14 protein-coding genes and 1 pseudogene are annotated in these 15,847 nt (G+C 62.5%); 11 read left to right on the top strand and 4 right to left on the bottom strand.

The window, feature by feature from the left end; all coding sequences use genetic code 11:
• Positions 1-28: 28 nt before the first annotated feature.
• From NKI15_RS06020 to NKI15_RS06000, 5 genes and pseudogenes are all read left to right on the top strand, one after another.
• The gene (locus NKI15_RS06020) at positions 29-1,237 is read left to right on the top strand and encodes an acetyl-CoA C-acetyltransferase (protein WP_023749993.1); all 1,209 of its coding nucleotides are present in this window, start codon (positions 29-31) and stop codon (positions 1,235-1,237) included.
• 23 nt (positions 1,238-1,260) lie between these two features.
• Complete coding sequence (locus NKI15_RS06015) at positions 1,261-3,480, top strand: 3-hydroxyacyl-CoA dehydrogenase NAD-binding domain-containing protein (protein WP_352514531.1); 2,220 nt, start codon at positions 1,261-1,263, stop codon at positions 3,478-3,480.
• A 41-nt stretch (positions 3,481-3,521) separates the two neighbouring features.
• Positions 3,522-3,651 (top strand): annotated as a pseudogene (locus NKI15_RS06010) (thioesterase family protein); the annotation flags it as partial.
• A 306-nt stretch (positions 3,652-3,957) separates the two neighbouring features.
• Complete coding sequence (locus tag NKI15_RS06005; protein ID WP_023715330.1) at positions 3,958-4,608, top strand: S24 family peptidase; 651 nt, start codon at positions 3,958-3,960, stop codon at positions 4,606-4,608.
• Positions 4,609-4,616: 8 nt separating this feature from the next.
• Complete coding sequence (locus NKI15_RS06000; RefSeq protein ID WP_352514532.1) at positions 4,617-5,489, top strand: thermonuclease family protein; 873 nt, start codon at positions 4,617-4,619, stop codon at positions 5,487-5,489.
• Here NKI15_RS06000 and NKI15_RS05995 read toward each other — a convergent pair.
• Positions 5,452-7,101: a lysine--tRNA ligase gene (locus NKI15_RS05995; RefSeq protein WP_352514533.1), complete on the bottom strand. Its 1,650-nt coding sequence runs from the start codon at positions 7,099-7,101 to the stop codon at positions 5,452-5,454. The two genes, NKI15_RS06000 and NKI15_RS05995, sit on opposite strands and share 38 nt — an antisense overlap.
• Positions 7,102-7,257: 156 nt before the next feature.
• Between NKI15_RS05995 and NKI15_RS05990 the strand changes: the two genes are divergently transcribed.
• Positions 7,258-7,671 carry a tellurite resistance TerB family protein gene (locus NKI15_RS05990; protein ID WP_023688697.1) on the top strand — a complete coding sequence of 138 codons (414 nt, stop codon included), beginning with the start codon at positions 7,258-7,260 and terminating at the stop codon, positions 7,669-7,671.
• A 33-nt stretch (positions 7,672-7,704) separates the two neighbouring features.
• Here the strand turns inward: NKI15_RS05990 and NKI15_RS05985 are convergent, their stop codons facing one another.
• Positions 7,705-8,520, bottom strand: a complete 816-nt coding sequence (locus tag NKI15_RS05985) for an ABC transporter substrate-binding protein (protein ID WP_502898677.1) — start codon at positions 8,518-8,520, stop codon at positions 7,705-7,707.
• A gap of 296 nt (positions 8,521-8,816) precedes the next feature.
• On the opposite strand from NKI15_RS05985, the gene NKI15_RS05980 reads away from it, so the two are divergent.
• Positions 8,817-9,548, top strand: a complete 732-nt coding sequence (locus tag NKI15_RS05980) for a helix-turn-helix transcriptional regulator (RefSeq protein WP_023669621.1) — start codon at positions 8,817-8,819, stop codon at positions 9,546-9,548.
• Positions 9,549-9,823: 275 nt separating this feature from the next.
• Positions 9,824-10,462: an acyl-homoserine-lactone synthase gene (locus tag NKI15_RS05975; protein WP_023681954.1), complete on the top strand. Its 639-nt coding sequence runs from the start codon at positions 9,824-9,826 to the stop codon at positions 10,460-10,462.
• A 201-nt stretch (positions 10,463-10,663) separates the two neighbouring features.
• Here NKI15_RS05975 and ppk2 read toward each other — a convergent pair whose 3' ends face one another.
• The gene (gene ppk2 / locus NKI15_RS05970) at positions 10,664-11,569 is read right to left on the bottom strand and encodes a polyphosphate kinase 2 (protein ID WP_023703442.1); all 906 of its coding nucleotides are present in this window, start codon (positions 11,567-11,569) and stop codon (positions 10,664-10,666) included.
• Positions 11,570-11,671: 102 nt separating this feature from the next.
• Here ppk2 and NKI15_RS05965 point away from each other — a divergent pair, with 102 nt between their 5' ends.
• The 3 genes from NKI15_RS05965 to NKI15_RS05955 all read left to right on the top strand — a co-directional run bounded on the left by NKI15_RS05965 (position 11,672) and on the right by NKI15_RS05955 (position 14,880).
• Positions 11,672-12,940, top strand: coding sequence for an ATP-binding protein (locus NKI15_RS05965; RefSeq protein ID WP_023715333.1), 1,269 nt, complete (start codon positions 11,672-11,674; stop codon positions 12,938-12,940).
• Positions 12,941-13,054: 114 nt separating this feature from the next.
• On the top strand, positions 13,055-13,777 hold the full coding sequence (gene phoU / locus NKI15_RS05960; RefSeq protein WP_352885820.1) for a phosphate signaling complex protein PhoU: 723 nt from the start codon (positions 13,055-13,057) through the stop codon (positions 13,775-13,777).
• A gap of 95 nt (positions 13,778-13,872) precedes the next feature.
• Positions 13,873-14,880, top strand: a complete 1,008-nt coding sequence (locus NKI15_RS05955; RefSeq protein ID WP_023692534.1) for a magnesium and cobalt transport protein CorA — start codon at positions 13,873-13,875, stop codon at positions 14,878-14,880.
• A gap of 132 nt (positions 14,881-15,012) precedes the next feature.
• On the opposite strand, the gene NKI15_RS05950 is transcribed toward NKI15_RS05955, so the two are convergent.
• On the bottom strand, positions 15,013-15,531 hold the full coding sequence (locus NKI15_RS05950) for a GcrA family cell cycle regulator (RefSeq protein WP_023692533.1): 519 nt from the start codon (positions 15,529-15,531) through the stop codon (positions 15,013-15,015).
• Positions 15,532-15,847 lie beyond the last annotated feature (316 nt).

The following is a 15,847-nucleotide window of genomic DNA, read 5'->3' as shown; positions in this document are numbered from 1 at the left end:
CGACGTCGGCAAAGCAAGGAGCAAGCAAATGGCTGAAGCTTATGTCTATGACGCCGTGCGCACACCGCGCGGCAAGGGCAAGAAGGATGGCTCGCTGCACGAGGTGCCGGCGGTGCGGCTTGCGGCCAGGACGCTTGAAGCGTTGCGCGACCGCAACGGCCTCGACACTGCAAACGTCGACGACATCATCTTCGGCTGCGTCGATCCGGTCGGCGAAGCCGGCTCCGTCATCCCGCGTGCCGCCGCCTTCGAGGCCGGCTACGACAACAAGGCGCCGGGCATGCAGATCTCGCGCTTCTGCGCCTCAGGCCTCGACGCCATCAATTTCGGCGCCGCCAAGATCGCTCAAGGCGCCGACGAGATCGTCATTGCAGGCGGCGTGGAATCGATGTCGCGCGTCGGCATGGGCGCCTCGGGCGGCGCCTGGTTCATGGACCCGTCCGTCGGCCTGCCCGGCTGGTTCGTGCCGCAAGGCATATCGGCCGATTTGATCGCCACCAAGTATGGTTTTTCGCGCGACAACGTCGATGCCTATGCGGTCGAGAGCCAGACGCGCGCCGGCAAGGCCTGGGCCGATGGCCGTTTCAAGAACTCCGTCATACCGATCAAGGACCAGAACGGCCTCACCATCCTCGATCATGACGAGCATATGCGGCCGTCGACCGACATGCAGTCGCTGGCCTCGCTCAACCCGTCCTTCGTCATGCCTGGTGAAATGGGCGGCTTCGACGCGGTCGCCGTGCAGAAGCACCCTGAGGTGGAAGAGGTCAATCACGTCCACCATGCCGGCAATTCGTCGGGCATCGTCGACGGTGCCGCCGCAGTGCTGCTCGGCTCCAAGAAGGCCGGCAAAACGATGGGCTTGAAGCCACGCGCGCGTATCCGCGCCTTTGCCAACATCGGCTCCGAGCCGGTGCTGATGCTTACCGGTCCGGTCGACGTCACCGAGAAGCTTCTGAAGCGCGCCAAGATGAAGCTGTCGGATATCGACCTGTTCGAGCTTAACGAGGCCTTCGCCTCGGTGGTGCTGCGCTACATGCAGGCATTCGAAATCCCGCACGACAAGATCAACGTCAATGGCGGCGCCATCGCCATGGGCCATCCGCTCGGTGCCACCGGCGCGATGATCCTGGGCACGGTGCTGGACGAGCTCGAGCGCCGCGATTTGAACACCGCTCTGGTGACGCTCTGCATCGGCGCCGGCATGGGCACCGCAACGATTATCGAACGCGTCTGATTTTCGGCCGGAAGGAGAGAGACATGACTTATACAAACTTCACGGTCGACACCGACGCAGACGGCATCGCGCTGGTCACCTGGAATATGCCGGACCGCTCGATGAACGTCTTCACCGAAGAGGTAATGAACGAGCTCGACAAGATCATCGACCAGGTGGTGGCCGACGCCGCCATCAAGGGCGCGGTGATCACCTCGGGAAAGGACAGCTTCTCCGGCGGCGCCGACCTGACCATGCTGCAGAAGATGCTGGCCGTATTTGCCAAGGAGAAGACCAAGGACCCGGAGAAGGCGGCACAGCTTCTGTTCGACAATGCCGGCCGCATGGGGGGCCTGTGGCGCAAGCTCGAAACGTCGGGCAAGCCCTGGGTCTCGGCGATCAACGGTACCTGCATGGGCGGCGCGTTCGAGCTGTCGCTGGCCTGTCATGGCCGCGTTGCCGCTGACTCCGAAAAGGTCAAGATGGCCTTGCCGGAAGTCAAGGTCGGCATCTTCCCCGGCGCCGGTGGCACCCAACGCGTGCCGCGCCTGACCGACCAGCAGCAGGCGCTGCAAATGCTGACCACCGGCCAGACGCTGTCGCCGCAGAAAGCCAAGGCGATGGGGCTGATCCACGAGATCGCCGAACCCGGCAAGCTGATCGAGACCGCCAAGGCGATGATCAGGAACGGCCTGAAAGCCGTCCAACCCTGGGACGAGAAGGGCTTCAAGCTGCCCGGCGGCCTGATCTATTCGCCCGCCGGCTTCAATCTGTGGCCGCCGGCCATCGCCATCCTGCGTCGCGAGACCTACGGCAACTATCCGGCCGCCGCGGCCATCCTGAAATGCGTCTATGAGGGCCTGCTGGTGCCGTTCGACACCGGTCTGCGCATCGAACAGCGCTATTTCACCGCAATCATGCAGTCCAAGGAAGCAGCAGCGATGATCCGCTCGCTGTTCGTCTCGCTGCAGGAGCTCAACAAGGGCGCCCGCCGTCCGGCCGGCGTGCCGGAGACCAAGTTCAAGAAGATCGGTATTCTCGGCGCCGGCTTCATGGGTGCCGGCATCGCCTTTGTCACCGCCAAAGCCGGCATCCCGGTCGTCCTGCTCGACCGCGACATGGCGTCGGCCGAAAAGGGCAAGGCGCATTCCGACAGCCTGATCTCCGATCAGGTCAAGAAGGGCCGCGCCAAGCCCGAGGAGAAGGACAGACTTCTGTCGCTGATCACGCCGACGGCCGACTATGCCGATCTCGCCGGCTGCGATCTGGTGGTCGAGGCGGTGTTCGAGGATTCGGCCGTCAAGAAGGCTGCCACCGAACAGGCCGAAGCCGTGCTGAAATCGTCGGCGATCTTCGCCTCCAACACCTCGACCATTCCGATCACCGCGCTGGCCAAGAATTCGGCGCGGCCGAAGAATTTCGTCGGCATCCACTTCTTCTCGCCGGTCGACAAGATGATGCTGGTCGAGATCATTCTGGGCAAGAAGACCGGCGACAAGGCGCTGGCCACCGCGATCGATTTCGTGCGCGCCATCAAGAAGACGCCGATCGTCGTCAACGACACGCGCGGCTTCTACGTCAACCGCTGCGTGCTGCGCTACATGTCGGAAGCCTACAAGATGCTGATCGAAGGCGTTCCGGCGCCGATGATCGAGAACGCCGCCAAGGCCGCCGGCATGCCGGTCGGCCCGCTGGCGCTGACCGACGAGACGGCGATCGACCTTGCCCAGAAGATCATGAAGCAGACCATCAGGGACCTCGGCGACAAGGCCGTCGACCCCAGGCAGATGGCGTTGATCAACACGCTGGTCGACACCCATGGCCGCTTCGGCCGCAAGAACGGCAAGGGTTTTTACGACTATCCGGCCAAGCCTGCCAAGAAGAAGCTGTGGCCGGGCCTGAAGGATCTCTATCCGCAGCTGGAGGCCGAGAAGGTCGACTATGAGGAACTGCAGCAGCGCCTGCTGGTAACCATTGCGCTGGAAGCGGCCCGGGTGATGGAAGAGGGCATCGTCACCGATCCGCGCGAGGCCGATGTCGGCTCGATCCTCGCCTTCGGTTTCGCGCCATTCACCGGCGGCGCGCTGTCCTATATCGACGGCATCGGCGCCGGGGAGTTCGTCAGAATAGCCAAGGGCCTGCAGAAGAAATACGGCGCCGAGTTCAAGGCGCCCAAGCTGCTGCTCGACCTGGCGGAGAAGGGCGAGACCTTCTACCAGCGCTTCGATCCCTATGCCAAAGGCGAGGTGCAGAAGGCCGCTTGAGCTAGCGCCCCATGTACGTCTGAGGGCGCCTTGCGCGCATGATGGCCACGGCAAGGCGCGCCGTGACCCTTACGCGGTCGGCAGCGAAAGTCGGCTGGCTTTTCGCTGCCTGCCGACATCGACTTCAACCTCCATCTCAACAATGCCCGCTACATGATGCTCGCCGACCTCGCGCATGACCCCGAAAATCGGAATCGATTTTCGGAAAGGATCATGCGCCAAATCAAATGCTACTGCGTCCTTGGCGCGTCCAATAGGACGCTTGCCCGCTCCGTTCAACCGCGGCCGCCGACCGAGGCCGAGCGGGTTTGCATGACCTCCACCAAGGATTGCGCAGCCTGCCCAAGGCAGTTTGAGGCATCCATGACGACTTCGCCGCACGCAGCTTTTTAGGGGATCGGGCCGCGCGCCGGTGGACAATCGGATGACCGCGCGTTAGAAGGAAAAGGTATTTTTTCCTGTTTTGAGGAGAGCGAATTGCTCTCGCATGACCGAGTTTGGGCAGCCATCGACGCTCTCGCCGAGCGCTATTCGTTGTCGGCCTCCGGCCTGGCCCGGCGAGCCGGTCTGGACTCCACCGCTTTCAACAAGTCGAAGCGGCTGTCCTCGGATGGGCGACCGCGCTGGCCCTCGACCGAATCGCTGGCCAAGATCATCGAGGCGACAGGCGCTTCGCTCGACGAATTCACCGGACTGGTCGAAGGCCGCGCCAAGACAGCTTCGGGCTCGTTAGCCCCGCAGCGTTCAGCGGTGCCGCTGCTCGGCTTCGCCCAGGCCGGCGCCGGCGGCTTCTTCGATGATGCCGGCTATCCCTCAGGCCAGGGCTGGGACCTTGTCGAGCTTCCGGCACGGGCGACCGAAACCTCCTATGCGTTGAAGGTGCAGGGCGATTCCATGCTGCCGCTCTACCGCAATGGCGATGTGCTGATCGTCGAGCCGGGCGCCGCTACCCGCAAGGGCGACCGCGTCGTCGTCAAGACCAATGCCGGCGAAGTCATGGCCAAGGTGCTCGACCGCCAGACGACGAAATCGATCGTGCTGATTTCGCTCAACCCCGACCATCCGGACCGCGACATCGCGATGCGCGATGTCGAATGGGTGGCGCGGATCGTCTGGGCAAGCCAGTAGGTCTCGCGGTGCGTCTGCTTCAAATCCTCATAGCCCTCCTGGCGATCCCGGTGATGGTCGCCATTGTCGTCGCCGGCGGTCGCGCGCTGCATCGCGACGGCCCCGCCATTACTGTCGACCAGATCGACCCGGACACCGAGGCCGTGCCCGAGGAGCCGGCGACGTCGGCGATCCCCGAGGTCCAGCCCGTCAAGCCTCCGATGCACTCGCCTCAGGTGCATTCGAGGGCGATCGATCCCGAGGCCATCGCTCCGCCGCCGCTGCTGGTAGAAGAACTTGAACGGGTTGAGCCACGCGCGCCGCTGAGCGACCTGGCGCTGGCCGGGCCGCCCAAGCCGCGTGGGCGCAGAGCGGTCGACGACTGGGGAGGAACAAAACTGTTCCAGCCGGTCGCGGCCGCCGCCGGCCTGATCGAAGCCAATGGTTATTCCGTGACGGTCTCCGGCATCGACATCGTCAGGCAAGACGAGACCTGCACCGAGGGCGGCAAGTCCTGGGCTTGCGGTATCAGGGCGCGCACCGCGTTCCGGTCTTTCCTGCGCGGCCGGGCCGTTGCCTGCAAGGTGCCGCCGGAGGCCGACCGTGCGCTGATCGCCGCCGAATGCCGCATCGGCAAGCTGGATGTCGGCCAGTGGCTGGTCGAAAACGGCTGGGCGCGCGCCACGGCAGGCGGCCCCTATGTCGAAGCGGGCGACAAGGCGCGCGCCGCCAAGAAGGGCATCTTTGGCGCCGCGCCCGATCTTGGCGGCCTGCCACCGGCGCCAACGCCTGTTGCCGCCCCGACAGCGTCGCAACCGATCCTCGATATCCCGGTTGCCGAGATGCCGCCGGCCGGGACGGAAATTACGCCGCCAGCTGACCAGCCAGCGCCCGCTCAATGAGCGCGCGGGTTTCGGCGATGCCGTAGAGGGCTGCGAACGAACCGAAGCGCGGTCCGCGTTCCTGGCCGATCAGCACCTGGTAGATCATCTGGAAGAAAGCGCCCGAGACACCAGGGCCGCCGTCCGGGCTCTTCTTCGAATGGTCCTGATAGCGTTCGATCTTGCGCGCCACGTTGAGCGAAGCGTTCTGGATCGCTTCGCCGTCGGCGCAGGCCGGCAGGCCAGCAAGCGCGTTGCCAAGCGCTTCCAGCGCCACGCGTTCGACATCGTCGGCCGGCCGGAAGGTCTTCGTCGGCTTCACGAAATCGTCGAAGTAGCGGATGGCGAAACCGACCAGCTGGTCGAGTTCGGGATGCGTCGCCGGCGTCACGCCAGATGCATGGCGCGAGATGAAGCCCCACAGCACATCCTTGTTTTGCGCGTTGGAGGCGCTGACCAGGTTGAGCAGCAGCGAGAACGGCACCGGCATGTCGATGGAAGGCGGCTTGCCGTCATGCATGTGCCAGACCGGATTGCCCAGCCGCTCCTTCCAGTCCTGGCGCGGATAGGCGTTGAGGAAGGTGTAGTACTCGTCGACGGCGCGTGGGATGACGTCGAAATAGAGCTTTTTCGCCTGCCTTGGCCGCTGGTACATATAGAGGCCGAGGCTTTCGGTCGGCGCGTAGCGCAGCCATTCGTCGATGGTCAGCCCGTTGCCCTTCGACTTCGAGATCTTCTGGCCGTTCTCGTCGAGGAACAGTTCGTAGACGAAATGCTCCGGCGCGCGTCCGCCGAGAATGTTGCAGATGCGGTCGTAGATCACCGCATTGGTCTGGTGGTCCTTGCCGAACATTTCGAAATCGACGCCGAGCGCTGCCCAGCGCATGCCGAAATCCGGCTTCCACTGCAGCTTGACCTTGCCGCCGGTCACCGAAAGCGTGGTCTCGGTGCCTTCATCGTCGAAGGTGATGGTGCCGGCCTTGGCGTCGACATGCTTCATCGGCACGTAGAGCACGCGCCCGCTCTTCGGCGAGATAGGCAGGAACGGGCTGTAGGTCGCCTGGCGCTCGGGTCCCAGTGTCGGCAGCATCACCGCCATGATCTGCTCATAGCGCTCGGCGGCGCGCACCAGCATCGCATCGAAGCGGCCGGCCTTGTAGTACTGCGTGGCGCTGGCGAATTCGTAGTCGAAGCCGAACGTGTCGAGGAAGCGGCACAGCATCGCGTTGTTGTGGTCGGCAAAGCTCGCATAGTCGCCGCCGAACGGATTGGGCACCGACGACAGCGGCATATGCAGATAGGGCTCGAGCGCTGCGCGATCCGGCACATTGTCGGGAATCTTGCGCATGCCGTCCATGTCGTCGGAGAAGCAGAGCAGCTTCGTCTTGACCTTGTTCCCGGTCAGCACGTGAAAGGCATGGCGCACCATCGAGGTGCGCGCGACCTCGCCGAACGTGCCGATGTGCGGCAGGCCCGACGGGCCGTAGCCGGTCTCGAACAGGACGATCTCCGGGAAGTCGCCGCCCTTGTAGCGCTCGATGATCTTTTTGGCTTCCTCGAACGGCCAGGCCTTGCTTTCGGCGGCTGCCGCAAGCATTTCGGGGTTGAGATCGGCGATGTTTGATCCCGTCATGTCAAAGTTCCAGTCATGGCCGGCTTTCGCGGCTGGTAAGATTTTTCAACCGGGTCTCTAGGCGCGACAGGGCGGAGCGTCAACGATATCAGGCGTTTTCGTTGCGACGGCGCCGTGGCGTCCCTACCTTCGACCCTCACTATCAAGGAGTTTTGAATGCCGTTGCCGTCCACCCATGAAGCCCTGATCTACCTGATGGTCATCACCTCGGCTTCCGATCGCGACATGACCGATATCGAACTGGCGCGCATCGGCGACGTCGTCCGCAGCTGGCCGGTGTTCGAGGATTTCAAGCAGGACAGGCTGATCGCCATTGCGCAGGACTGCCAGAAGATGCTGCATGAAAAGGATGGGTTGGAAGGCGTGCTTGAGCGTGTCGCCGAGACTTTGCCCGAACGGCTGCACGACACCGCCTATGCCGCGGCCTTCGAGGTTGCCGCCGTCGATCTAGAAATGCGCATGGAGGAATTGCGGGTGCTGCAGTTGATCCGGCGTGAGCTCGATCTCGACACGCTGACCGCCGCAGCCATCGCGCGCGGGGCGAAGGCCCGCCTGCGCACGCTGACCTGATCCAGCCCCTAGAGGAAGCTGACCGGGACCGGATCAGAAAAAGCTGACCGGGAAATAGCGCAGGTAGAATTCGGCGAAGGTGCCTTTCACCGATATCTCCTGCAGCGCGTAGTCCATGGCTGCTGCCAGCGCTGGGTCGCTGGCCCGGGTGGCAATGGTCATGCCGGACCCCAGATATTCCGGCGCGAGGTAGGGTCCACCGGCGAAGCGGCAGCAACCGGCGGCGTCCGTGCCGCCCAGCCAGAAGGAAAAGCGCATGCCGTCGCCGAAGGCGGCATCGATCTTGGCGCTCTTCAAGTCGCTGTAGAGGTCTTCCGGCCGTTGAAAGCGGATGATCTGCACGGTGCCGAAATAATCGCGCAGCATCTTTTCATGCGCCGAGCCGGCCAGCACGCCGACCCGCTTCGAGCGCAATTTGTCGAGGATCGGCTCGGCGAAGGCCTTGGTCTTCGGCATGATGAAGCGCGCCGGAAACTGTAGATAGGAGCGCGAAAAGCTGTACTTCGCCCGCGTCTCCGGCGTTGCGGCGATGCCGGCGATGATCGCCTCGCCTTCGCCCTTCTGCAACGCGTCGTCGAGTTCGGCCCAGGGCAGCGCCTGGATCTGGCATTTGTCGGCGATGTCGAGTTCGGCGCAAATCGCCCGCGCCAGGTCGATGTGGAAGCCGGACAGTCGGCCCGTGCCGTCGAGAAAATTGAAGGGCGGGAAATCGGTTGTGGTGAGGAACCTGAGCCTCGGCAGCGCCGCAAGGTCCGGCTTCGGCAGCCGCTCCTTGGCATCCCAAAGCACCGGCACCTGCGGTTCCGCTGCCCGCACAGCGCCGGCAAACGGCTGCACTCCCATCAGCATCGACAGCAAGGCGATGGTTATCCAGCGTGATGTCACAAAAAACTCCGCCCGTCTTGGCCGTTGGCTTGTGATACGAAAACGGCGCAGGCACAATTGTTTTTGATTTCAAAGGGCAAATTTCGGGTTATGCTTTGGCGAGGTTGCAAATAGCCGCACAGAGTCGGCCCGGGGTTGGCGGTCGCTGGCGTTAGAAAAGCTAAGGATGTGGCTTTGCAATCCGGGGTTGATGGCTAAGTGCGGGGCAGGCACGTAGCATCGGTCTCAAGAGCGGTAGGCAACATGGGGTAGATGTTGCGATGGGTTATTTTGACCGGACACTCGAATATATTGACCGGGTGCAGCGTGCCGACACGTCGGCTGCGGTGTGCGAGCAGCTACTTAGTGTCACCTCGAATTTCGGATTGACGGCCCTGATAGCCGCAACGGTGCCGCAGCCCGGTACACCAAGCAGCCAGACGAAGGACCATGTGCTGCTCTGCGATTGGCCTAGCGAATGGCTGGAGCGTTACTTATCGCGCAACTACGTCGACCACGATCCGGTCGTCAGCCATTTGAAGCAGTTTCGGGCGCCATTCCAATGGCGCGATGCCGTTCAAAGCATGCCCGCCGACAAGAGCAGCGCCGAGGTGATGCGCGACGCCCGCCAGTTCAAGCTGCGTGACGGCCTCGCCTTCCCGCTGATCACGCTCGAAGGCCAGATCGCGCTGGTCTCGCTGGGCGGTGAGGCGGTCGAACTGTCCGAAGCCGAATTCGCAATGGTCTCGCTGGCCTCCACCTATGCCATCGGCCGCGCCATGCAGCTTCAAACGACGGCCGGCAAATCTATCGATCACATTGAATTGACGCCGCGCGAGCGCGAATGCCTGCAATGGGCGGCGGTCGGAAAATCCGAGTGGGAGATTTCGCAGATCCTCGGCATCTCGGAGCATACCTCTGAGAAACACCTTCTCAACGCCAAGAGCAAACTAGGCGCCGCCAACCGTGTGCAGGCAGTCGCCGAAGCAGTCAGGCACGGCTATATCAGCTAGGCCGGTTCTGGCGGCCCGAAATTTATGGCCGCAGTGTTGGCGTCATATCTTCAGAAAAGACCGGCCCCTGTCGTCCTCTTGAGACGGCTAATGCTTTCTTAACGCCAAAAGCAGACTCGGCGTCGCCAACAGGGTGCACGCCATCGCGGAGGCGTTTAGACGCAGCTATATTAGCCATGTCGGCTGTGGCAGCCTGGAAATCCTTGCCAACACCTTCGCGCAATTTTTTCGGGAAAGCCCGGCCGTATCTTCCTCTTAAGCCCAGGAGACGGCTAATGCTATTTTCCCTTACCACTCAACAACTGATGGAACGTCCCGACCTATGGGAGGCCGTCCATCGCCTGCGTTACAAGGTCTTCGTCGATGAGATGCGGTGGACCGATCTCGATCGCCCGGACGGCCTCGAAATCGATCAATTCGACCATGATGAGGCCGAACACCACCTTGTCATACGCAATGGCGAGCTTGCAGGCTATCATCGGATGCTGCCGACCACACGGCCGCATCTCCTTAGCGATGTGATGCCGGAACTCTGCGAGGGAAAGCGCCCTTCGGGACCGAATGTCTGGGAGCTAACCCGTTACGCGGTGGCGCCAGGCTTTCGCGATGGCAAGCGCGGCGTGTCTACGGTCGGCACCGAACTGATCGCCGGCTTCGTCGAATGGGGCCTTGCTCGCAATGTCGATCAGGTCATTATCGAGGTCGAGCCGGTGTGGGTGCTGCGGACGCTGCAGTTGCACTTCCTGGCGACGCCGCTCGGTTACCAGCGCACCTATGGCAACCAGCAGGTCGTCGCCACACTGCTGACCTTCAACGAGCATACGCTGGATGTCGTGCGTTCGCGCCGCAACCATCACGCCCCGGTGTTGGCCAGGGGCACCCCCCACATGCTCGGCATGCGGCAGGCGTCGTGAGACTGTCTTCACCCGACGCGCTTTAATGCATGTCGCTCAAAGTGGCCCCGGTTTTGAGAGAACGACATGCATGAAACAAAGACCTAAAGCGCGTCGCGTGAATCCGTTCAAATGCGATGCGCTTTAGACAATGGCCACAGAGCCCACCTCCGTGTGGGGGTGGGCTCTGTAATTTCAGCCTCTGCCTATCGAGGCCAGTCTCTACTTCTCAAGAAACGACGGCCCTTCGCCGACGATCTTTTTGTCTTCCTTGCCGATGGCGTCGAGATCGCGCCCATCATAGGGCAGTGACAACAGGATGCGCCGCATGACGGCCAGCCGCGAGCGTCGCTTGTCATTGGCCCGCACGATGATCCAGGGCGCGAACTGTTTGTGCGTGCGCTCGACCATCTGGTCGCGCGCCTTGGTGTAGTCGTCCCATTTGGTGATGCCGGCAATATCGATCGGCGAGAACTTCCAGTTCTTCAGCGGCGACCAGCGGCGGTCGTGAAACCGTTCGAGCTGGGTCTCGCGGCCGATGTTGAGCCAGAATTTGAAGAAATAGATGCCCTCATTGGAGATCATCCGCTCGAAATGCGGCGTCTCGTCGAGGAATTTTGCATGCTGTTCCGGTGTGCAGAAGCCCATCACCGGCTCGACGCCGCCGCGGTTGTACCAGGAGCGATCGAAGGTGACGAATTCGCTTGATGTCGGGAAATGGGCGACGTAGCGCTGGTAGTACCACTGCCCGACCTCGGTCGGGGTCGGCTTGGTCAGCGCCACGTTGCGCGCGGTTCGAGGATTGAGATACTGGCGCAGCACCGAGATGGTGCCGCCCTTGCCGGCGGCATCGCGCCCCTCGAACAGCGACATCACTCTGCTGCCGGTCGCCTGCAGCCAGGCCTGCGCCTTGACCAGTTCGATCTGCAGCCGCTCCAGCGTCTCGTCATACTCCTCGCTCTTCATTTTCTTGTCGTAGGGGTAGTCGCCTGCGGTCAGTTTGTGGTCCTCGATCCAGCTGGGAAGTTCGGGGTTTTCGATGTCGAACTCCCGCTCCTTGCCGTCCACCTTGATCTTCAGCGGCCCCTTTGCCGGCTCTGCGGCGGGACTTTCCTTGGCTTTTTTCATCGAGACGAACCTTTCCAGCTTGCGGACTCATGCTATGGGGGGCCTCAAACCCGGTCCAGCGGAAGTTTCGGCGGGACCGGCGCAGAAGCACGGAAAGCACGAATGGCTGACACCGGGGCAGAGCGGACAACCAGGGGGCAGGCCGTCGCCGGCCGGCTGTGGAACAGCCGATGGCTGCTTGCCGCCGGTGCGATCGCTATCCTGGCCGTTTATGGTTTTGCCGGTATCTCCGCCTATGTCGTCCTGGCTGCGTTGACGGTGCTGCTGGCTGCCGCGCTTCTGCCAACCGGTGGCGCCAGCCGGTCTGCTGAGAAGACCATTGCCACGGTCGAGGCGAGCGGGCTGCAGCGGCTTTCCGGCGAATATCTTGCGGCTGCCGTTGCCGATCCGCTGATCATCTTCGACCGCACCGCCACCATCGTCCACGCCAATGCCGCCGCCTTTGCCGCCTTTGTCGGTATCGCGCCCGGCCTGTCGCTGTCGCTAAAATTCCGCGCGCCGGAAATGCAGGCCTTGCTCGACGGCGTGCTGTCGGGAGCCGTCGCCTCGGATGCCGTCGACTACACCGAGAAGCTGCCGGTGGAACGCGCCTACCGGGTCAGCGCATCCTCGGTCGGCCACGCCACAGATCTCTATGTGCTGGTGTTCAAGGACCAGAGCGAGACGCGCCGCATCGATCGCATGCGCGCTGACTTCATAGCCAATGCCAGCCACGAGCTGCGCACCCCGCTTGCTTCGATCTCGGGCTTCATCGAGACGTTGCGCGGCCCGGCCCGCAACGATCCGGCGGCGCGCGAGCAGTTCCTGCAGATCATGCAGAACCAGACCGGCCGCATGGCGCGCCTCATCGACGATCTCCTGTCGCTGTCGAGGCTTGAAATGAAGCCTTACCTGAGGCCGGGAACCGAGGTCGATCTGCGCCAGACCATCGACAGCGTCATCGATTCACTAGGCCCGCTCGCCAGCGAGAACGGCGTCGTCATCGACCGCGACTACGCCGAGGGGCCGCTCGACGTGCCCGGAGACCGCGACGAGCTGTTCCAGGTGTTCGAGAATCTCTTGGAAAACGCCTGCAAATACGGCCAGCCTGGCGGACGCGTCACAGTGTCGATCGCGCGGGGCGAGGCCGGCCCGGAACCGGGCATCGATGTCACCATCAGGGACTATGGCCCGGGCATCCCGGAAGAGCACATACCGCGCATTACCGAGCGCTTCTATCGCGTCGACGTGGAGAGCAGCCGCACGCAGAAAGGCACCGGTCTTGGCCTGTCCATCGTCAAGCATATTCTGACGCGCCACAACGCCCGGCTTTCGATCAAGTCGGAGGTTGGCAAGGGCGCGGCGTTCACGGTCCATTTGCCGGCAGGCTGAGGCGGTACTATCTGCTAACTGCCTGTTTCTTCTTTCTGTCATCCGGCTAGCGTATCAGCACAGGGTCGAGGAAACGACTCAAAAGGCCAAAGATTTAAGGAAGGCATTTCGCCCATGCAGTCCGTACACATTGTCAGCGCCTATGACGAAGAGCTGAAATACCTGGCGAAGCGCATCGCTGCGATGGGCGGCCATGCCGAGCGCATGGTCGAGCAGGCGATCCATGCGCTGGTCAATGCCGATCCCGGCCTCGCCCAGAAGGTCATTCGTGACGACATCGTGCTTGACGATGGCCAGCGCGAAATCGACGACAAAGCCATCGTCATCATCGCCAAGCGCCAGCCCATGGCGACGGATCTGCGCGAGATCGTCGGCGCCATCCGCATTTCGGCCGACCTCGAACGGGTCGGTGACCTCGCCAAGAACGTCGCCAAGCGTGTGGTCAGCGTCATTGACGGCCGCCAGCCGACCAGCCTGTTTCGCGGCCTCGAGGCGCTTGCCGAACTCGCTTTGACCCAGCTCAAGGAAGTGCTCGACGTCTATGCCTCGCGCTCGGTCGAGAAAATAGGCTTCGTTCGCGACCGCGACGACCAGATCGACGCCATGTACACCTCGCTGTTTCGCGAGCTTTTGACCTACATGATGGAAGATCCGCGCAACATCACGCCGTGCACGCATCTGCTGTTTTGCGCCAAGAACATCGAGCGCATCGGCGACCACGCCACCAACATTGCCGAGACGATCTACTACATCGTCACCGGCGAGCAGTTGCCGGCCGAGCGTCCAAAGGGCGACAAGACCGACAAGGTTGCCCTTCCGGCGCTGCCGGTGAAGTGATCGCGCTCCCCTCGAACGCTTAATCATATTGCGCTAAACTACCTGGATGTTAGCGTCTCGGTTCCTGGCCAAGGCCAGGCGCTCAGGAGGCTGCGATGGAATATGTCCGAGAGTTCAAGCCGGCGCCGGCATCGTCCGGCATCATCGCGTCGAGCGTCTACACCGCCGGCAAGCGCATCGCCGACATTCCGATCGAAGAAGCCGGCGAATGGGCCAAGAAGTCGGGCCATGTCGTCTGGATCGGGCTGCTCGAACCCGACCGCGAGCTTCTGCTGCGCGTCAAGGCGCAATTCCATTTGCATGAGCTGGCGATTGAAGACGCCGAACATCCGCACCAGCGGCCGAAGATCGAGCAATATGGCGATGCGCTGTTCATCGTTGCCCGCACTGCACAGCTGATCGACGGACGCGTCACCTTCGGCGAGACGCATCTGTTCGTCGGCTCAGGCTATATCGTCAGCGTCAGGCATGGTCCCTCGACCTCATACGCCGCCGTGCGCCAGCACTGGGAAAGCTGTCCGCACTCATTGGCCAAGGGCGAGGATTTCGTCCTCTACGCCATCCTCGACTTCATCGTCGACAACTACATGCCGGTGCTAGAGCAGATCGAGGACGAGGTCGAGGCGATCGAGGACAGGGTGCTGCTGAAGCCGATGACCGGTCCCGACATCGAGCGGCTCTATATGCTGCGCCGCGATCTGTTGCGCCTGCGCAATGCGGCGCTGCCGCTGGTCGAGGTCTGCCGCCGGCTGACCAGCGCCGAACTGCCGCAGATCCATACCGCAATGCATCCGCTGTTTCGCGATGTCACCGACCATATCCGCACCGTGCAGGAAAAGATCGACAGCCTGCGCGAGGTTCTGGCGTTCGCTTTCGAAGCCAGCCTGCTGGTCGGCCAGAGCCAGGAAACCGCGAACACCAAGAAGCTGGCCTCATGGGCGGCGATCCTGGCGGTGCCGACGGCGCTCGCCGGCATTTACGGCATGAATTTCGACGACATGCCGGAACTGAAGATGCAATACGGCTATCCCGTCGTATTGGTCTCGATCGCGCTGATCTGCTCGTTTTTGTATTGGCGATTTCGGAAGAGTGGGTGGCTGTGATGGTAGGCAGTAGGCAGTAGGCAGTAGGCAGTAGGCAGTAGGTAGTAGGCAGTAGGCAGTAGGCAGAATAAGGTGGCGCCTCACGAGCGCTACCCCATTCCCTACTGCCCAGTCCCCAATCCCTATTCCTAACTACCGGCTCCTGCGCCGCTCTGAAGCCGGCTGGAACGCCACCCTTGCGTGGTACTTGCAGTAAGGTCCGGTTTCAGCCGCCTCGTTGCCGCAGAAGTTGAAGTCTTCCGACAGCGGGTCGCCATTCGGCCATTTGCAGGTGCGCTCGGTGAGATCGGTGAGCTGCAGATGCCGCGAGATCGGCACGACGACGTTTTCGACCGGGCGGATGTAGTGGCGCGCCACTGGCTCGGCGTCGAACTGCGCCTGCAGCGCGTTCGCCCCGATCGAAGTCGTGACATGGCGCTGCGCGGTTGCGGCGCGCGGCACCGATTTCTGGATCGAAGATCCCTGCGTTGTCTTCTTCTGACGCGCCGGCGTCGCGGTCGAGCGTCCGCGGCCCGACAGCTTCAGCCGGTGCACCTTGCCGATGACCGCGTTGCGGCTGACCCCGCCGAGTTGGGCGGCGATCTGGCTTGCGCTCAAGCCCTCCGACCACAGTTTCCTGAGAAGTTCGACCCGCTCGTCAGTCCAGTTCATGAGACCGCGCTCCTGCTATGTGTGCGGCAGCCGGAATCCGTTCCCGACCCGGCAATCTTTGCCGGGGCAGACACCACATATATTAGGTGATTAGGTCCGCCGCACGAAATCTAGTTATTTCCCGACTACAATTACCTCATGTGTTGACTCGGTGACAAGAGTCCCAGGTGCAACACGAATCGGTTTTTTAGGTTTTCCCCAACTTGCCCGGTCGCTTATGAGCCGGCGTCTCGTCGGGAGCTTGCCGCGCGCCTCTGCGCGACGTTTTCGTTGACTTCATGGCCGAAAAACACGATAAGCCGCAAAGGCCGCCGCT

The sequence above is a fragment of the Mesorhizobium sp. M0862 genome, from assembly GCF_040319795.1.
Taxonomy (GTDB): domain Bacteria; phylum Pseudomonadota; class Alphaproteobacteria; order Rhizobiales; family Rhizobiaceae; genus Mesorhizobium.
The sequence above is the reverse complement of the archived record's forward strand: the minus strand, read 5'-3'. Positions and strand labels throughout refer to the sequence as shown.